Origin of the sequence: Streptomyces sp. P9-A4 (assembly GCF_036634195.1) — a bacterium.
Taxonomy (GTDB): domain Bacteria; phylum Actinomycetota; class Actinomycetes; order Streptomycetales; family Streptomycetaceae; genus Streptomyces.
The window spans coordinates 6,779,791-6,795,467 of the sequence record NZ_JAZIFY010000001.1; the positions used below are offsets into that span (position 1 = coordinate 6,779,791).

The following is a 15,677-nucleotide window of genomic DNA, read 5'->3' on the forward strand; positions in this document are numbered from 1 at the left end:
GGCTATCGGCTCATCGAGTGCTTTCGGACCGGTGGCCGGTGTCGGTGAGCTGCGCGGACCCTCATCCGTACGAACCATTGGTCATGAAAAACGATCAGATGCCTCAGGGGCGCCGGGCGGTGCTACGGCTCGCAGCCGCCCTCGGCGCCACCGTCACCGTCGGAGCCCTCGCGGTGGACCGGCTCTCCGGCCACGAAGGCGCGGCCCCGGGCGCCGCGCCCCCGGTCCCGCCCCACCGAGGCGGCGCAGCGGGGCCCGCCGCCGGGCCGCGGGCACAGGCACAGGCCGCGCGGCTGCGCCCCAGCTCGTACCGGCTCCAGCCGATGACCGCGTACGCGCCCCCGGCCTTCCGGCGCGCGGTGCCGCCGGTGCGGCAGCGGCCCTTCCTCAGCATGTCCGGCGTCGGCCGGTCCATGGTGCTGACCTTCGACGACGGGCCGGACCCGCGCTACACCCCGGCCGTCCTGGAGACCCTGCGCCGCCATGACTGCCGCGCGATGTTCTTCGTCTGCGGGGAGATGGCCGTCGACAACCAGGACTTGCTGCGGGAGATGGCCGCGGACGGGCACGTCGTCGGCAACCACTCCTGGTCCCACCCGCTGATCCCCACACTGCGGCCCTCCCGCATCCGCGACGAACTCGGTTCCACCAGCGAGGTCGTCGAACGGGCCCTCGGGGCGGCCCCGCTCTGGTACCGCGCCCCCTACGGGGCGTGGAACCGGCACTCCTTCGAGATCGGCGCCGAACTCGGCATGGAGCCGCTCGCCTGGACCGTCGACACCCTGGACTGGACGGAGCCAGGCACCGACACCATCGTCCGCCGCGCCCTCGACGGAGCCGCCCCCGGCGCCGTCGTCCTCTCCCACGACGCCGGCGGCAACCGCTCGCAGAGCGTCGCGGCCCTCCGCCGCTATCTGCCCGAACTCCTCGACGCGGGCTACCACATCACCGTTCCGCGGCGCTGAGGATCCGGCGCGTACGGCGACGGCTCCGCGCCCGACGGAAGGCCCCGCGCGTACGGCAAGGGCCCCGGCACCCTGAGGTGGCGGGGCCCCTTCCGATGTGCCCCGACTAGCGGGAGGCCACCATGCGGGCGTAGACGACCACGTTGCCGTCGTAGCCACGCGCGCGCGTGTAGCCGCCCCCGCAGGTGATGACCCGCAGCTCGGGCTGACCGTTGTCTGCATAGACCTGTACGCCGGGGAAGTCGTTCTTCGCGTACACCTCGACCCCGTAGATCTCGAAGACCGCGACCCGGCCGTCGTACCGGTCGACCTCGATGTGCTGGCCCTTCTCCACCGAGCCCAGGCCGTAGAAGACCGCTGGCCCCTTCGCGTTGTCGACATGGCCGACGATCACCGAAGTGCCGCGCTGGCCGGGGGAGATGCCGTTCTGGTACCAGCCGGCGAGGTTGGTGTCCTGGGGCGGCGGGGCCGCCACCCAGCCGTCCGCGTCCAGGCCCACGTCCATGATCGGCGCGGCGACCTGGATCGCCGGGATCCTGATCCGGGAGGCCGGGGCGAAGGTCAGCGGTTCCAGTCCGTTGCTCGCGCCGGGTGGCGGCGGGGTGACGGTCCGGGCCACCGGACGGGCGGCCGCGGCGGGCTGCGGGGGACCGAGCGCGACATCCACTCCGTTGCGCATCATCGCGAGCCCCGACAGCATGGCGAGGGCCAGGACGCCCCAGGGTCGGCGTCTCCTGCGCTCGAAGACGCGGAAGTCCTTCGCGGGCATGGTTCTCCCTTCATGGCGTCGTCAGAACGGTAGATCCGGTCTGACGGACCGTCATTCCGGACGGTCCGAACGGGTGGGGGAGGCCGCCGGACGGAGGTCTTCGGGGCGCACGGCGGACCGGCCCGCCGGCTCACCGGCCGCGACAGGCGGGTGACAGGGCGCTGACCCATCCGAGTAATCGTCAGATAAGCGACCCGGAAGCCTCTGACCTGCTGTTCCGTCCGCTCCAGGGGGTCGATCCCGGGCGTGTCGCCTCACCGGGGTGGACCAGTGTCGACATGCACAGCTCGCCCCGGCTTGTGATGGTTCGTCATGGAAGGCGTACTCGTCGAAACTCCCGGAGCACCGCTTTGGGGCGTCTTCCACTGGAGGTTCAACCATGCGTGCTGCACGCACTCTGGCGGTGACCGCCACCGCAATCGCGGCGGTCGGGCTCGCGGCCCCCCTCGCCGTCGCCACCAACGGTCCGAGCAACGTCACCGTCAACCCCTTCGACGTCCACGCGGGGTCGACGATCACGATCACCGCCAAGGGGTGCGGTCACGGTGGCACGGTGACGTCCAACGCCTTCCCCGAGACCAGCCTCTCGGTCAACTCCAACGGGCTCTCCAGCGCCATCGCCCGTGTCCACGACAATGCCACCCCGGGCAGCTACAACCTCGCCGTGAAGTGCAGTGACAACTCCGCGGTGGTCACGCACCCGTTCCGCGTCCTCCCGGGCCGCGGCGCACAGGGCGGTCTCGGCGGCTCGCTCGCTCCCAGCTCCACCGAGATGGCCGTCGGCGGCAGCCTGGTCGCCGCCGCCGCGCTCGGCGGGGGGCTCTTCATCGCCCGTCGCCGTCGTACGACCGGTGCGGTCTGACCGGCCGTATCTCCCGGTCGGCCCGCAACGCCCGTCGCCCCCGAGTCCCCGCAGGGACCCGGGGGCGACGGGCGTCCGGATCCCCTCGGGGACCCGGCGAGGGCGCCCGCCGCTCCGGTCCGGCACGCTCCGCCGCCTCAGTGGCGACGTGTACGGGCGGAACGGCGGCGCAGCACGTACGCGCCACCGGCCGCGGCGGCCAGGACGAGCGCGGCACCCGCGGCCAGTTCGACCGGATCGAGGCCGTCGCCCACCGAGCCGCCGAGGCCGCCCCGCACCCCGCGCGGGGGAGTGAGCACGGTGGAGCTGATCGTCGGCGTGGCCGTGGGGACGCCGCTGACCGTCAGGGCGACGGTGTCCTGCTCGCCGCCCGTGCAGTTGAAGGAGACCGTGTACACGGCCCCGCGCCGGGCGTCCTGGTCCACGGTGGCGGTCACCGCCGAGCCCGGTGCGATGGTGGCGGTGTCGAAGACGCCGGCCGAGGCCGTGGCCGTACTGGCGCAGCCGGGCGCGCTCAGCGTCACCCGGCCGCCAGGAGCGACCAGAGAGGGCGACACGACGAAATCGCCCGGTGCTTTGGCCCGTGCCACCCGCGGGTTCGGTGCGGGGGCGCCGTCCGCCGCGACGGCGGCGGGGGCGGCCAGGGCGAGGGCGGCCGCCCCCAGCAGGGCAGTGGACGCGGCACGTATCGCGCGCATGGTGAATCCTCCGGGTCCCGAGGGGCAGCCGCGGAAGGGGGTTTCCGCCGAATACCGTGCGTGCACCTCGATGCCCGAAACGCTAGGAGCGCACTACCACAGCCGCGATCCCAGACGTGCGAATGGGGCACCGATGTCCCCCGTGCGGCCCACTCCCGGGGGTCGCGTCACCGGGTGACCTGCGGGAACAGGTCGACGAACGGCGCGGCGGTGGCCGAGATGCCCCGGCCGAACGGCGCGTCGAAGTCCCAGATGAGGAACAACAGGAACGCGATCAGCACGCTGAAGAGCCCGGCGAGCAGCAACTCCCGCCCGGTCCTGCGGATCTGCAGGGTGAAGATCAGGCCGACCGTCACCAGGGCGCCGATGATCAGACCGAACCACACCACCCCCGGCATGGTCTCCCCGGCGTTCTGCCCGCGGGCACCCCGGGCGTCGTCGGCCAGCGTGACCTGGTCCACCAGCGGCTGGTAGGCCTGCCCCTCGAAGTCGTTGGCCGGCTGGTAGTCGGTGACGCTGCGCCGCACCCGGTCGAGCAGCGCGGTGCCCTGCTCGCTCAGCTCGCCGTGCTCACTCATGTGGGTCCACTCGTCGTTGACCACGTAGGAGACGTACGCGTCGACATCGGCGCGGATGCGGGCGCGGACGTCCTGCGGGTACACCTCCACGCGGGCGGAGATCTCGTGCATCGCCTGCGCCTCCTGCCGCACGGTCTCCTGGGCGGCCCCACGGGCCTCCCAGACACCGGCGATGGCCAGACCGAGGACGATCGCGTAGATCACGCCGATCATCATCGTCATGTACTCGATGACGTCGGGGGTCTCGCTGGGGTCGTCGTCCTCGGGGATGCGGCGGTTGTTGATGACGACGATGGCGAGGACGACGGCGCACGCGGCGGCCATCGCAAGGGTGAGAACGAGCCATTCAGACATGGAGATCCTTCGGCGGGATACGGCGGGACGGCGAATCGGTGCGGCGACGAAGCGACGAAGCGGTGAAGCGGTGCCGCGACGAAGCGGTGGGGCGGCGGGACGGTGGGGCGGCCGGCCGGTGAGCGGGAGGGCCCGGAAGGGCGGCGGGACGGTGAGGGGGCGGTGCGGTGAGGTCTGGTGCGGCCGGGTCACTTGGACCGGGGGCGCAGGATCGCCGTCGCGAGCACGGCCGGGGCGGTGATCATCAGCGTCGCGGTGACGACGGATGTGCCGCCCTTGGGCTTGGTGTGCGTGGCGGGGCGGTAGTGCGGCAGGGCCACGGGCGTGGGGGCCGGGGGCCGGGGCCGTACGGTCGGCGGAGGCGTCGGGGAGGGCGGTGCCGGCGGCGCGGGAGCGGGCTCCGGCGGCCTCGGGGCCGGAGGCGCGGGGGACGGCGGCGCCGGACGGGGCGTGGGTTCGGCGGCCGGTGGCTTCGGGGCCGGACGGGGTGGGCGCGGCGGGGGTGTGGGCGACGGCGGCTCCGGTTTCGGGGACGGCGACGGCGACGGGGACGGGGACGGCGTGGGCGTCGGCGTCGGGGAAGGCGTGGGTGTGGGTGTGGGCGTGGGTGTGGGGCACGGCGGGGGCGGCTCGGGGTGGCACGGGTTCGGGTGGTGGTGATGCCCGTGGCCCTTGCCCTTGCCGTTCCCGTGCCGGTCGTGGCCCTTGCCCTTCCCGTGGCCGTCGTTCCCCCGGCCCTGGTTCCCTTGGCCCTCGTTCCCTTGGCCGTTGTCGTTCCCCTGGCTGTGGTCGTCGCCGTCGTGGCGGTCGCCGGCGACCGCCACCGCGACGTGGGAACCGCCCTGGTCGGTCGAGGCGTAGGCGCAGGCGTCGGCGGCGACCGGCACGGGGGTGGCAATGAGCCACACCAATGCGAGGGCCGCCAGCGGCCGCGCGAGGAGTGATCCGTACTGAGACACGCCGACGAGCTTGATCAGTGCGGCGGCGCGCCGGGGTGGAAACGGCCGGGATTCGCCGGATGGAGGGGTTCTCCGGATGCGCTGGTTTGACGTTTCGCCTCCCCGGAGGCGGATTCGCCGCAATGCCCGGGTATCGACGGACGGCACGTTTACCGAAGTCTGTCGAGTCGGCCCGTTCCGGCCCCAGGGACGATATCTGTCCGGTTGTCGCCCTGTCGGACGGGGCGGTCAACGGGGCATCCTGCACCGGCGACCGGGCCCCGGCGGCGGCAACGGCCGAGGTGCGGGCGGGACCTGGGAGCGCACCAGGTGCACCGGAGGTCCGCCGAAGAGTCGACGCACGATCAGATGCACGTGAATGTGCACAGCCTGAAGGCGTGAACTCTTCGTTCCACGAGCACGTGCCAATGGCGTGTGACCAAGAACGGACCGCGAATTTCCGTTTCCACTCGCTCTCTCGGCGGGCGATCAGTAGCCTCACCTCGAACACCGGCCACGAACACAGGGCCGCATCCCCCATGGCGACTTGTTGGAGACATTGATGGAGCGTCCCGCCTGGGCTCCGCCTGGTATCGACATTTCGGTGCCGAGCGTGTCCCGTATGTACGACTTCTATCTGGGCGGCTCGCACAATTTCGAAGTGGACCGGGAAGCGGCCCGCAAGGCCATGGAGTTCATGCCTGGCCTGCCCAAGATCATGCAGGCCAACCGTGCCTTCATGCGGAGGGCCGTCCGGCACGCCGTTGACAACGACGTCACCCAGTTCCTGGACATCGGCTCCGGCATACCGACCTTCGGCAACGTGCACGAGGTCGCCCGGGCCGCCGACCCCGCGGCCCGCGTCGTCTACGTCGACCACGACCCGGTCGCCGTCGCCCACAGCCGCGCCGTCCTGGACGGCGACGAGGGTGCCGCCGTCGTCGCCGGCGACCTGCGCAAGCCGGCCGAGGTCCTGCGCAGTCCCGAGGTCACCCGACTCCTCGACCTGGACCGGCCGGTGGCGCTGCTCCTCGTCGCCGTCCTGCACTTCCTGGAGGACGGCGACCGGCCGCACGAGGCCGTCGCCGAGCTGGTCGACGCGCTCGCGCCCGGCAGCCTGCTCGTCGTCACCCACGCCTCGTACGAGGGCATCCCGCTCACCGAGGAGCAGGCGGGCGGCACCGTCGGCGTCTACCGCAACATCCGCAACCCGCTGGTGATGCGGTCGGGCGAGGAGATCAGCCGCTTCTTCGCGGGCACCGAACTGGTCGAGCCCGGTCTCGTCCCGATGCCCGACTGGCGACCGGAGAGCCCGGTCGAGGAGGAGGACCCGTACGCCTTCTCCGGTTTCGCAGGGGTGGGGCGCAAGGCGTGAAGGTCCCGTCGCAGCCGTCGGGCGCCGTCGCCGAAGCGGACGGCCCGGAGGACAGACTCAGGCGGTTCGTCACCATCTGGAGCCGCGCGATCTTCCCGGTGACCGCCACCTCACTGACCCGCGCCGAGTTCGAGGGGCATCTGCTGCCGCTGGCCCGCACCTTGTGCGACGCCCTGCACGCGCGGCCCTTCGACACGGCACCGGCCCAGCGCACCGGCGCGGCGCTCATCGCCGCCCACTGCACCGACCCGGACGCCCTCGGGCGCAGCCTCGGCGTCGTCGACTCGTACCTGGTGCTGTACTGCGGTACGGATTCGGACCTGCCGGCCGAGGAGCTCAGGGCCCGCTGCTCCCGCCTCCAGCACGCCATGGCCACCGGCTACGCGCAGGCACTCCGCGAGCGGACCCGCGCCGAGCAGGAGGCCATCGCCCGCTCCGCGCTCAGCGCCCGCAGCGCCGCCGAGATCGCCCTGCACGCCACCGAGAGCCGCTTCCGCGCGGTCTTCGACGGGGCGGCCATAGGGATCGGCATCGCCGACCTCGACGGCAACGTCCTGGAGGTCAACGAGACCCTCACCCGGATGTTCGGCGGCATGGAGAGCCCCCTGCGCAGCCGCAAGGTGAACGAGTGGGTCCACCCCGAGGACGGCCCGCACGTCTGGAAGCTGTACGAGGAGCTGGTCCGCGGCGACCGCGAGCACTACCGGGTCGAGAAGCCCTACTACCGGGGTGACGGAACGGTTCTGTGGACCAACCTCACCGTCTCGCTGCTCCGCGACGCCGAGGGCACGCCCCAGTACCAGCTGGCGCTCATGGAGGACACCACCGAACGGCGTCTGCTCCATCTGCGCCTGCGGTACGAGGCCACCCACGACGCGCTCACCGGACTGCCCAACCGGACCCTGTTCTTCGAGCGCCTGGAGAAGGCCCTCGCACCCGGCGACAACGCCCGGTTCGGCCTCTGCTACCTGGACCTCGACGGGTTCAAGGTCATCAACGACAGTCTCGGCCACTCCACCGGCGACCGGCTGCTCGTGGAGGTCGCCGACCGGCTGCAGAGCTGTGTCACCGGCTCCGGTGAGATGGTGGCCCGGCTCGGCGGTGACGAGTTCGTCGCCCTCACCACCGCCCCCGGAGGCGAGCGGGACGTCACGGAACTGGCCGACCGCATCCTCGCCGCGCTCGCCACCCCCCTCCGCATCGACGGCCGCGAACTCACCGTGCGCGGCAGCCTCGGTGTGGTCGAGGGCCCGGCGGGGGAGCGGACCGCGGCCGAGGTGCTGCGGAGCGCCGACATCACCATGTACCGGGCCAAGTCCGCGGGCGGCAACCGCTTCGAGCTCGCCGACCCGGAGGCCGACGCCCGCGCCATCACCCGGCACGGACTCACCACGGCCCTGCCGACCGCGCTCGAACGCGGCGAGTTCTTCATCGAGTACCAGCCGCTCGTCCACCTCGACGACGGCAGCGTGCACGGCGCGGAGGCGCTCGTCCGCTGGTGCCACCCGCAGCACGGGGTGCTCGGCCCCGACCGATTCATCCCGCTCGCCGAGGACACCGGGCTCATCGTGCCGCTCGGCCGCTGGGTGCTCCAGGAAGCCGTCCGCCAGGCCCGGTTCTGGCAGACCCGGCACTCCGACGGCGGCCCGCTGCGGATCAACGTGAACCTCTCCCCGACCCAGCTCCACCACCCGCGCCTGGTCGCCGACACCGTCGACGTCCTGGAAAGGTCGGGGCTCGAACCGGGCGCGCTCTGCCTCGAAGTCACCGAATCGGCGCTCATCGGCGCCGACGAGGACCTGCTGAAGCCGCTGCGGCAGCTCGCCGAGATGGGCGTGGACATCGCGCTCGACGACTTCGGCACCGGCTACTCGAACCTGGCCAATCTGCGCCGGCTCCCGGTCAGCGTCCTCAAGCTCGACCGCTCCTTCACCCGGGGGATGCAGCAGCACCCGGTGGACCCGGTCGACCTCAAGATCGTCGAGGGGATCGTCTCGCTGGCCCACAGCCTGGAACTCGCCGTCACCGTCGAGGGCGTGGAGACCGGAGCGCAGGCCCGGCAGCTGCGGGACCTCGGCTGCGACACCGCTCAGGGCTGGTACTACGCCCGCCCCGGCGCCCCGGACCGGATCCACTCGCTGCTGCTGGCGGACGCGGTCTGAGACCCGGGCGTACGCGTACGGGACCGGCCTCCCCCCACGAAGCCGGGCCTACGACACCGGCCTCCCCGCACGAAGCGGGGAGGCCGGGAAGAGGTACGGGGGAGGAAAGCGGAGAGGCTAATTCATGGAGTGTGAGAAGGAAGCCTCTCCATGGCCTCGCCCCGGAACGACCGTAGCACTCAGGCGGGCAGCAGGTCGCGCAGATTTTCCGGGGTGAGCACGCGCGAGCCCGGAGCGAGGCCGTCCGGACGCTCCAGACCGATGTACGTGACCGGGGCGTCCGGCAGCGCACGACCGTCCCACAGGGTCACCGGCGTCCCCGACTCCCGCATCAGCGCGACCAGATGACGAACCGTCAGCGGAGTCCGGCCGAGCAGACCGCGCAGCAGGACCGCGATCGACACCCGGTGCTCCTCGACCCGGTTCGCCGACGGTGTGCCCCGCAGGTACAGATGCAGCCAGTGGGCGTGCCAGCGGCCCTCGTCGTCCCGCCGGAACGCGAGCGGCAGCGCCACCCGGCCCGGCCCCCGCAGATCCGACTTCATCCGGACGGTCCGCGGCTCGAACGGCCGGCCCGCCTGCGCGGACTCACGCAGCATGAAGCCGAAGAAGCACTCGGCCGCCTCGTCGAAGCCCTCGCCCGAGAAGACGTGCACCTGCGGAACGATGAAGGTGCCGCGCACCGCGCCGAGCCGCAGATCGATGAACTCGGAAGCCCCGTCGGGCGCCGAGGTGATGTCACCGGAGTGCTTGCCCTCGACGTCGGTGAGCGCCGTGTACGAGAGCCAGGTGACCGTCGCGTGGTTCTCGTCCAGGACGAGCGCCGACAGATCGTGGTCGGTGGTGCGCCCGGCCTCCCTCCAGTACGTGAAGAAGCGCAGCAGCTCGCCCTCGACCGGTGAGACCGAGCCGCGCGGCAGGACACCGAACCCCGCCGTGGCGGCCCGGCCGCTCAACGGCAGCGCGACGCCAAGGACTTCGGGATCGATCAGGAGGTGTCCGGGGTCCGGCAGCCGGCGTCGGGTCTCCGCGTCGAGCATCTCGACGAGCCGCTCGCGGACGGCGTCCCCCAGCGGTGCGCGCGTGTCGGCGGTGACCCAGGCCTTGCCCTCCCGGTTCACGAACACACGGCGCTCGGGACTCCCGCCCGCGCGGTTCTGGACGTGCTCGCGCACCGACAGGACGACCCGGCCCGAGACCTCCGGCGCGGCCCGCTCGGCGGCGGCGAGTACAGCATCCTGCTCCTTGCCCTCCGCGGCGCCGCGAAGGAGCCGGTCGAGGGCGCGGAACAGGCGCCCCGGGGCCGCCGAGGCCAGCAACTCCGCCGCGCCCGTGACATCACCCCGTACGAGCAGCTCCTCCACCCGGCTGTCGACCGACGGAACCTTCCGCTCGCCCCTGGCGACGGCGAACACCTCGGCGGCGTGCGGCAGATGGGGGTACTCGTGGGGGTGCAGCCGCTCCCCGAGCCGCTTCCACGCCTCCGCGTGCGCGGACACGTCCGCGAGCTTGGCAGGGGACGCGGCCACCACCGCGTCGAGCCCCGTGAGCAGGGCGCGGCGGTACGGGCGGGACAGCGCGCGGAAACGGGTCGGCTCGCGCAGGGTGACATCGCCCTCCGCGAGAGCGCAGGCCAGCCGCAGGACGTCGGTCACGGTGTCGAGCAGCGGCGCGGCGGCCACCCGCAGCCGGGCGCGGTTGACCACGGCGCGATTCTCCCGGACGGTGATCGTCTCGGGCTGGGGGCCGTCCGCGCAGTGCTCGGCGAGCACGGCCAGGTCCCGCAGGTGCTCCTCGCCGAGCGGGGTCGTACTGCCGGCCAGGGCCAGATAGAGCCCCGAAACCTCGGCCTCCGCGTCCCCGCCGAGATGCAGCACGGTCAGCCGGTCACCCGCCGCCGCGATCAGCTCGTCGTGGGCGGCGAGCATCTCCTCGTACGTGTGCCGGTAGCGTCCGTACGACGGGAGGGTCAGCAGATCGAGGACGCCAGCGCGCAGCCGGTCGAGCACCCCGGTGCCGACGGCGCCGTCCTCGATGGCCTCGGCCACGCAGGCCATCCAGAAGTCGAGCGTGTCCGGCACGTTGGCCGGGAAGTCGACGAAGTGGACGTTGTGCCGCACCTGGTCGCCGAGGAGTCCGCGGACCGTGGCGAGGGTGCGGACGGCGGTCTCGACGACCGTGGGCCCGGCCAGGCCCGAGAGGCGCTCGATCAGCTCGGCCGACAGCTTGAACCCGGCGGTCATCAGGGCCGCGTCGAACCGGCGCGCGGCGGCGGTCCCGTCCCCGGCGGGGCCGGTGGGGACGGGGAGACGGAGGGAGTGCCGGACGACCAGATGTTCGAGAGCGTGGACCATGGGGGCATGCTCGCAGCCGCGCACTGCCGGCCGCACGCGGATTTCGCAGCCCGGGGGCGGGTGCGGCCGACGGGCGAACCGGCCGACCACCGGGCGATGTGCCTCAGCCGGCGACCGCTGGCCCGCCCGGCCCGCCCGGCCTCTCCGGCCCGCTCGGTCCCTCCGGTCCCTCCGGGCCGACGCGCCGCGAGGCCAGCAGGATCCGCTGGAGCTCCCGCGCCGCCCTCGGCGGAGCCACATCGCTCCGGTGCGCCAGCGCGATGGTCCGGCGCAGGCCCGGCCGGGCCAGGGCGGTCACCCGGAGGTCCCGGCCGCCGCGCGCCGCCACCATCGCGGGGACGACCGCGAGCCCGAGGCCGGCCCGTACGAAACCGAGGACGGCGTCCAGCTCGCCGCCCTCGACCGTGAAGGTGGGCTCGAAGCCCTCCGCCCGGCACGCCGCCACGGTCAGTTCCCGCAGGTCGTAGCCGTGCCGGAACATCACGAGCGGCTGGTCGCGCAGGTCCTTGATCCGCACGGGTCGGCGTGGCCCGGGCGCCGAGGCGGCGGAGACCACCACCAGGTCCTCCCGCAGCAGCTCCACGGTCGTCAGCGCCGGTGACGGGGTCGGCAGCGGGAGCACCACCAGCGCCAGGTCGAGGGCGCCGCGCGCCAGCTCCCGTACGAGGTCGTGCGAGCCGCCCTCCTCGATGAGCAGCTCGATCCCCGGATGGAGGTCGTGGAAGACCCGCAGGACGTCCGGGAGGAGGCCCGTGCACAGGCTCGGGGTCGCGCCGAGCCGCACCCGGCCCCGCTTCAGCTGGGCCAGCTCCTGCACCTCGATCCGGGCCGTCTCGGTGTCCGCGAGGATCCGGCGCGCGAGCGGCAGCAGGGCCTCGCCCGCGTCGGTCAGCGTGATGTTGCCCCGGGCGCGGCTGAACAGCTCGGCGCCCAGCTCCTGTTCGAGCGCCTTGATCTGCTGGGAGAGGGAGGGCTGAGAGACATGGACGCGCTCGGCGGCCCGAGTGAAGTGACGGGTCTCGGCCACGGCGACGAAGTAGAGGAGCTGCTGGAACTGCATGGTCCCAGGGTAGGGGACATGAATAGGCGCCGCCTATCGAGATCAGCCGGACCATGTCTTGGACCTCTCGGGCCCTTCGGCCCTAGCGTCATGAGCATGGCTCTGGCACCCACGAGGGACCGGACGACGGGCCGCCCGCCGTCCCCCACACCGTCACGCGGATTCCTGTCATCGACCCTCGGCAAGAAGACGGTCATGGCCGTCAGCGGGCTGATCATGCTCGGCTATCTCGTCGCCCATGTCGCAGGCAACCTGAAGGTCTTCTTCGGCCCCGAGGAGTTCAACGCCTACGCCCACTGGCTGCGGGTCATGGGCGCCCCCGTCCTCCACCACGAGTGGGCCCTCTGGCTCGTCCGGATCGTGCTCCTCGCCGCCGTAGCCGGCCACGCCGTGTCCGCGTACCAGCTCAGCCGCCGCGACGTGAAGGCCCGCCCCACGGCGTACGTCCACCGCCGCAAGGGCTCGTCCTACGCGACCCGCACCATGCGCTGGGGCGGGATCATCCTCGCCCTCTTCATCGTCTGGCACGTCCTCGACCTCACCACCGGCACCGTCCACCCCGGCGGCTTCGAGGAGGGCAAGCCCTACCAGAACATCGTCGACACCTTCTCGACCTGGTACGGCAACGTCATCTACATCGTCGCCATGCTCGCCGTCGGCCTCCACGTCCGCCACGGCTTCTGGAGCGCCGCCCAGACCCTCGGCGTCGGCAACGCCCGCCGCGAACGCCTCCTCAGGGCCACCGCCAACACCCTCGCGCTCGTCCTGACCGCGGGCTTCATCTCCGTACCCGTAGCCGTCATGACCGGAGTGGTGAGCTGACATGAGCTTCCTCGACTTCGCGACCGGTGAGCCGGTCGTCGATCACACGGCCCCCGCCGGCCCCATCGCCGAGCGCTGGGACACCCGCCGCTTCCAGGCGAAGCTGGTCAACCCCGCCAACCGCCGAAAGCACCGGATCATCGTCGTCGGCACCGGCCTCGCCGGCGGCTCCGCAGGCGCCACCCTCGCCGAACAGGGCTACCACGTCGTCCAGTTCTGCTTCCAGGACTCCCCGCGCCGCGCCCACTCCATCGCCGCGCAGGGCGGCATCAACGCCGCCAAGAACTACCGCAACGACGGCGACTCCATCCACCGCCTCTTCTACGACACGGTCAAGGGCGGCGACTTCCGCGCCCGTGAGTCCAACGTCCACCGCCTCGCCCAGATCTCCGTCGAGATCATCGACCAGTGCGTCGCCCAGGGCGTCCCCTTCGCCCGCGAGTACGGCGGACTCCTCGACACCCGTTCCTTCGGCGGCGTCCAGGTCTCCCGCACCTTCTACGCGCGCGGCCAGACCGGGCAGCAGCTCCTCCTCGGCGCCTACCAGGCGCTGTCCCGGCAGATCGCCGCCGGGAACGTCGAGATGCACGCCCGTACGGAGATGCTGGACCTCGTCGTCGTCGACGGGCGGGCCCGGGGCATCGTCGCCCGCGACCTGATCACGGGCGAGATCTCCACCCACTACGCCGACGCCGTCGTCCTCGCCAGCGGCGGCTACGGGAACGTCTTCTACCTCTCCACCAACGCGATGAACTCCAACGCCACCGCCGTCTGGCGGGCCCACCGGCGCGGCGCGTACTTCGCCAACCCCTGCTTCACCCAGATCCACCCCACCTGCATCCCGCGCACCGGCGACCACCAGTCCAAGCTGACCCTGATGAGCGAGTCGCTGCGCAACGACGGCCGCATCTGGGTGCCGAAGGCCAAGGGCGACACCCGGTCCGCCGCCGACATCCCCGAGGACGAGCGCGACTACTACCTGGAGCGCGTCTACCCCTCCTTCGGCAACCTCGTCCCCCGCGACATCGCCTCCCGCGCCGCGAAGAACGTCTGCGACGAGGGGCGCGGCGTCGGTCCGGGCGGGCAGGGCGTGTACCTCGACTTCGCCGACGCGATCGGCCGGATGGGCCGGGCGGCCGTCGAGGAGAAGTACGGCAACCTCTTCGACATGTACGAGCGGATCACCGCCGAGAACCCGTACGAGGTCCCGATGCGGATCTACCCCGCCGTCCACTACACGATGGGCGGACTCTGGGTCGACTACGACCTCCAGACCACCGTCCCCGGCCTGTTCGCCGTCGGCGAGGCCAACTTCTCCGACCACGGGGCCAACCGGCTCGGCGCCTCCGCCCTCATGCAGGGCCTCGCCGACGGCTACTTCGTCCTCCCCGCCACCATCAACGACTATCTGGCCCGCCACCCCCACGCCGAACCGGTCACGGACGAACACCCCGCCGTCCGCGAGGTGCTCGCGGAGACCGAGGACCGGCTCCACCTCCTCCTCTCCGTCGACGGCGACCGCACCCCCGACTCCTTCCACCGCGAACTCGGCGAACTCATGTGGGAGTACTGCGGGATGGCCCGCACCGAGAGCGGTCTGCGCACCGCCCTCGACCGGATCCCGAAGATCCGCGAGGAGTTCTGGAGCCGCATCAAGGTCCCCGGCACCGGCCAGGAGTTCAACCAGTCGCTGGAGAAGGCCAACCGGATCGTCGACTACCTGGAACTCGCCGAGCTGATGTGCCTCGACGCGCTCCACCGCGCCGAGTCCTGCGGCGGCCACTTCCGCGAGGAGTCCCAGACCCCCGACGGCGAAGCCGCCCGCCGCGACGAGGAGTTCGCCTACGCGGCGGCCTGGGAGTTCGGCGGAACCGGTGCGGCTCCCGTCCTCCACAAGGAGGACCTCACCTTCGAGTACGTCCACCCCACCCAGCGGAGCTACGCATGAGGCTCACCCTGCGCGTCTGGCGCCAGAAGAACGCCGACGCCCCCGGCGCCATGTCCACCTACGACGTGGACGGCGTCTCCGACGACATGTCCTTCCTGGAGATGCTCGACACCCTCAACGAGGACCTCATCCTGCGCGGCGAGGACCCCGTGGCCTTCGACCACGACTGCCGCGAGGGCATCTGCGGCGCGTGCAGCCTCGTCATCAACGGTGACGCCCACGGTCCCGAGCGGACCACCACCTGCCAGCTCCACATGCGGTCCTTCCGCGACGGCGACACGATCGACGTCGAACCCTGGCGGGCGTCCGCCTTCCCCGTCGTCAAGGACCTCGTCGTCGACCGTTCCGCCTTCGACCGGGTCATCCAGGCCGGCGGCTACGTCTCCGCTCCCACCGGCTCGGCCCCCGAGGCGCACGCGACCCCGGTCCCCAAGGCCGACGCCGACTCCGCCTTCGAGCACGCCGAGTGCATCGGCTGCGGGGCCTGCGTCGCGGCCTGCCCCAACGGCTCCGCGATGCTCTTCACCTCGGCCAAGGTCAACCACCTCAACGTGCTGCCCCAGGGCTCGCCGGAGCGCGAGACCCGGGTCCTCGACATGGTCGCCCAGATGGACGCGGAGGGCTTCGGAGGCTGCACCCTGACCGGCGAGTGCGCGACGGCCTGCCCGAAGGGCATCCCGCTGCCGTCGATCGCGGCGATGAACAAGGAGTGGCTGCGGGCGCGGCGGAAGGTGAAGGGGTAGCAGCGGGGATGCGGACGGGGCGGTCGACCGCCGGGGGCCGTCCCGTCCA

13 protein-coding genes are annotated in these 15,677 nt (G+C 72.2%); 7 read left to right on the top strand and 6 right to left on the bottom strand.

Annotated elements, in window-relative coordinates; translation table 11 throughout:
* Positions 1-83: 83 nt before the first annotated feature.
* Positions 84-965 carry a polysaccharide deacetylase family protein gene (locus V4Y03_RS30400; protein WP_332437033.1) on the top strand — a complete coding sequence of 294 codons (882 nt, stop codon included), beginning with the start codon at positions 84-86 and terminating at the stop codon, positions 963-965.
* A gap of 106 nt (positions 966-1,071) precedes the next feature.
* Here V4Y03_RS30400 and V4Y03_RS30405 read toward each other — a convergent pair whose 3' ends face one another.
* Positions 1,072-1,734, bottom strand: a complete 663-nt coding sequence (locus tag V4Y03_RS30405; protein WP_317878900.1) for a class F sortase — start codon at positions 1,732-1,734, stop codon at positions 1,072-1,074.
* Positions 1,735-2,113: 379 nt separating this feature from the next.
* Here V4Y03_RS30405 and V4Y03_RS30410 point away from each other — a divergent pair, with 379 nt between their 5' ends.
* The gene (locus V4Y03_RS30410; RefSeq protein WP_317878901.1) at positions 2,114-2,596 is read left to right on the top strand and encodes a hypothetical protein; all 483 of its coding nucleotides are present in this window, start codon (positions 2,114-2,116) and stop codon (positions 2,594-2,596) included.
* Positions 2,597-2,733: 137 nt separating this feature from the next.
* Here V4Y03_RS30410 and V4Y03_RS30415 read toward each other — a convergent pair whose 3' ends face one another.
* The 3 genes from V4Y03_RS30415 to V4Y03_RS30425 form a co-directional block, all read right to left on the bottom strand.
* A complete protein-coding gene (locus tag V4Y03_RS30415; RefSeq protein ID WP_332437034.1) occupies positions 2,734-3,294 on the bottom strand; it encodes a hypothetical protein in 561 nt (186 codons plus the stop codon).
* 167 nt (positions 3,295-3,461) lie between these two features.
* Positions 3,462-4,226, bottom strand: coding sequence for a bestrophin-like domain (locus V4Y03_RS30420; RefSeq protein ID WP_317879021.1), 765 nt, complete (start codon positions 4,224-4,226; stop codon positions 3,462-3,464).
* 188 nt (positions 4,227-4,414) lie between these two features.
* Positions 4,415-5,185, bottom strand: a complete 771-nt coding sequence (locus V4Y03_RS30425; RefSeq protein WP_332437035.1) for a hypothetical protein — start codon at positions 5,183-5,185, stop codon at positions 4,415-4,417.
* Between the two features lie 541 nt (positions 5,186-5,726).
* Between V4Y03_RS30425 and V4Y03_RS30430 the strand changes: the two genes are divergently transcribed.
* On the top strand, positions 5,727-6,539 hold the full coding sequence (locus V4Y03_RS30430) for an SAM-dependent methyltransferase (protein ID WP_332437036.1): 813 nt from the start codon (positions 5,727-5,729) through the stop codon (positions 6,537-6,539).
* Positions 6,536-8,701: a putative bifunctional diguanylate cyclase/phosphodiesterase gene (locus V4Y03_RS30435; protein WP_317877852.1), complete on the top strand. Its 2,166-nt coding sequence runs from the start codon at positions 6,536-6,538 to the stop codon at positions 8,699-8,701. Before V4Y03_RS30430 ends, V4Y03_RS30435 begins: the two co-directional genes overlap by 4 nt.
* 179 nt (positions 8,702-8,880) lie before the next feature.
* On the opposite strand, the gene V4Y03_RS30440 is transcribed toward V4Y03_RS30435, so the two are convergent.
* Positions 8,881-11,055, bottom strand: a complete 2,175-nt coding sequence (locus V4Y03_RS30440) for a hypothetical protein (RefSeq protein WP_332437037.1) — start codon at positions 11,053-11,055, stop codon at positions 8,881-8,883.
* Positions 11,056-11,158: 103 nt separating this feature from the next.
* Positions 11,159-12,115 carry a LysR family transcriptional regulator gene (locus V4Y03_RS30445; RefSeq protein WP_332437038.1) on the bottom strand — a complete coding sequence of 319 codons (957 nt, stop codon included), beginning with the start codon at positions 12,113-12,115 and terminating at the stop codon, positions 11,159-11,161.
* A gap of 96 nt (positions 12,116-12,211) precedes the next feature.
* Between V4Y03_RS30445 and V4Y03_RS30450 the strand changes: the two genes are divergently transcribed.
* Genes V4Y03_RS30450 through V4Y03_RS30460 form a run of 3 tightly spaced genes read left to right on the top strand, consistent with a single transcriptional unit; the run spans position 12,212 to position 15,628 of the window.
* The gene (locus V4Y03_RS30450; protein WP_443079849.1) at positions 12,212-12,937 is read left to right on the top strand and encodes a succinate dehydrogenase; all 726 of its coding nucleotides are present in this window, start codon (positions 12,212-12,214) and stop codon (positions 12,935-12,937) included.
* A gap of 1 nt (position 12,938) precedes the next feature.
* Positions 12,939-14,885, top strand: coding sequence for a fumarate reductase/succinate dehydrogenase flavoprotein subunit (locus V4Y03_RS30455; RefSeq protein ID WP_332437039.1), 1,947 nt, complete (start codon positions 12,939-12,941; stop codon positions 14,883-14,885).
* Complete coding sequence (locus tag V4Y03_RS30460) at positions 14,882-15,628, top strand: succinate dehydrogenase/fumarate reductase iron-sulfur subunit (protein WP_317875056.1); 747 nt, start codon at positions 14,882-14,884, stop codon at positions 15,626-15,628. The genes V4Y03_RS30455 and V4Y03_RS30460 overlap by 4 nt, the downstream gene beginning before the upstream one ends.
* Positions 15,629-15,677 lie beyond the last annotated feature (49 nt).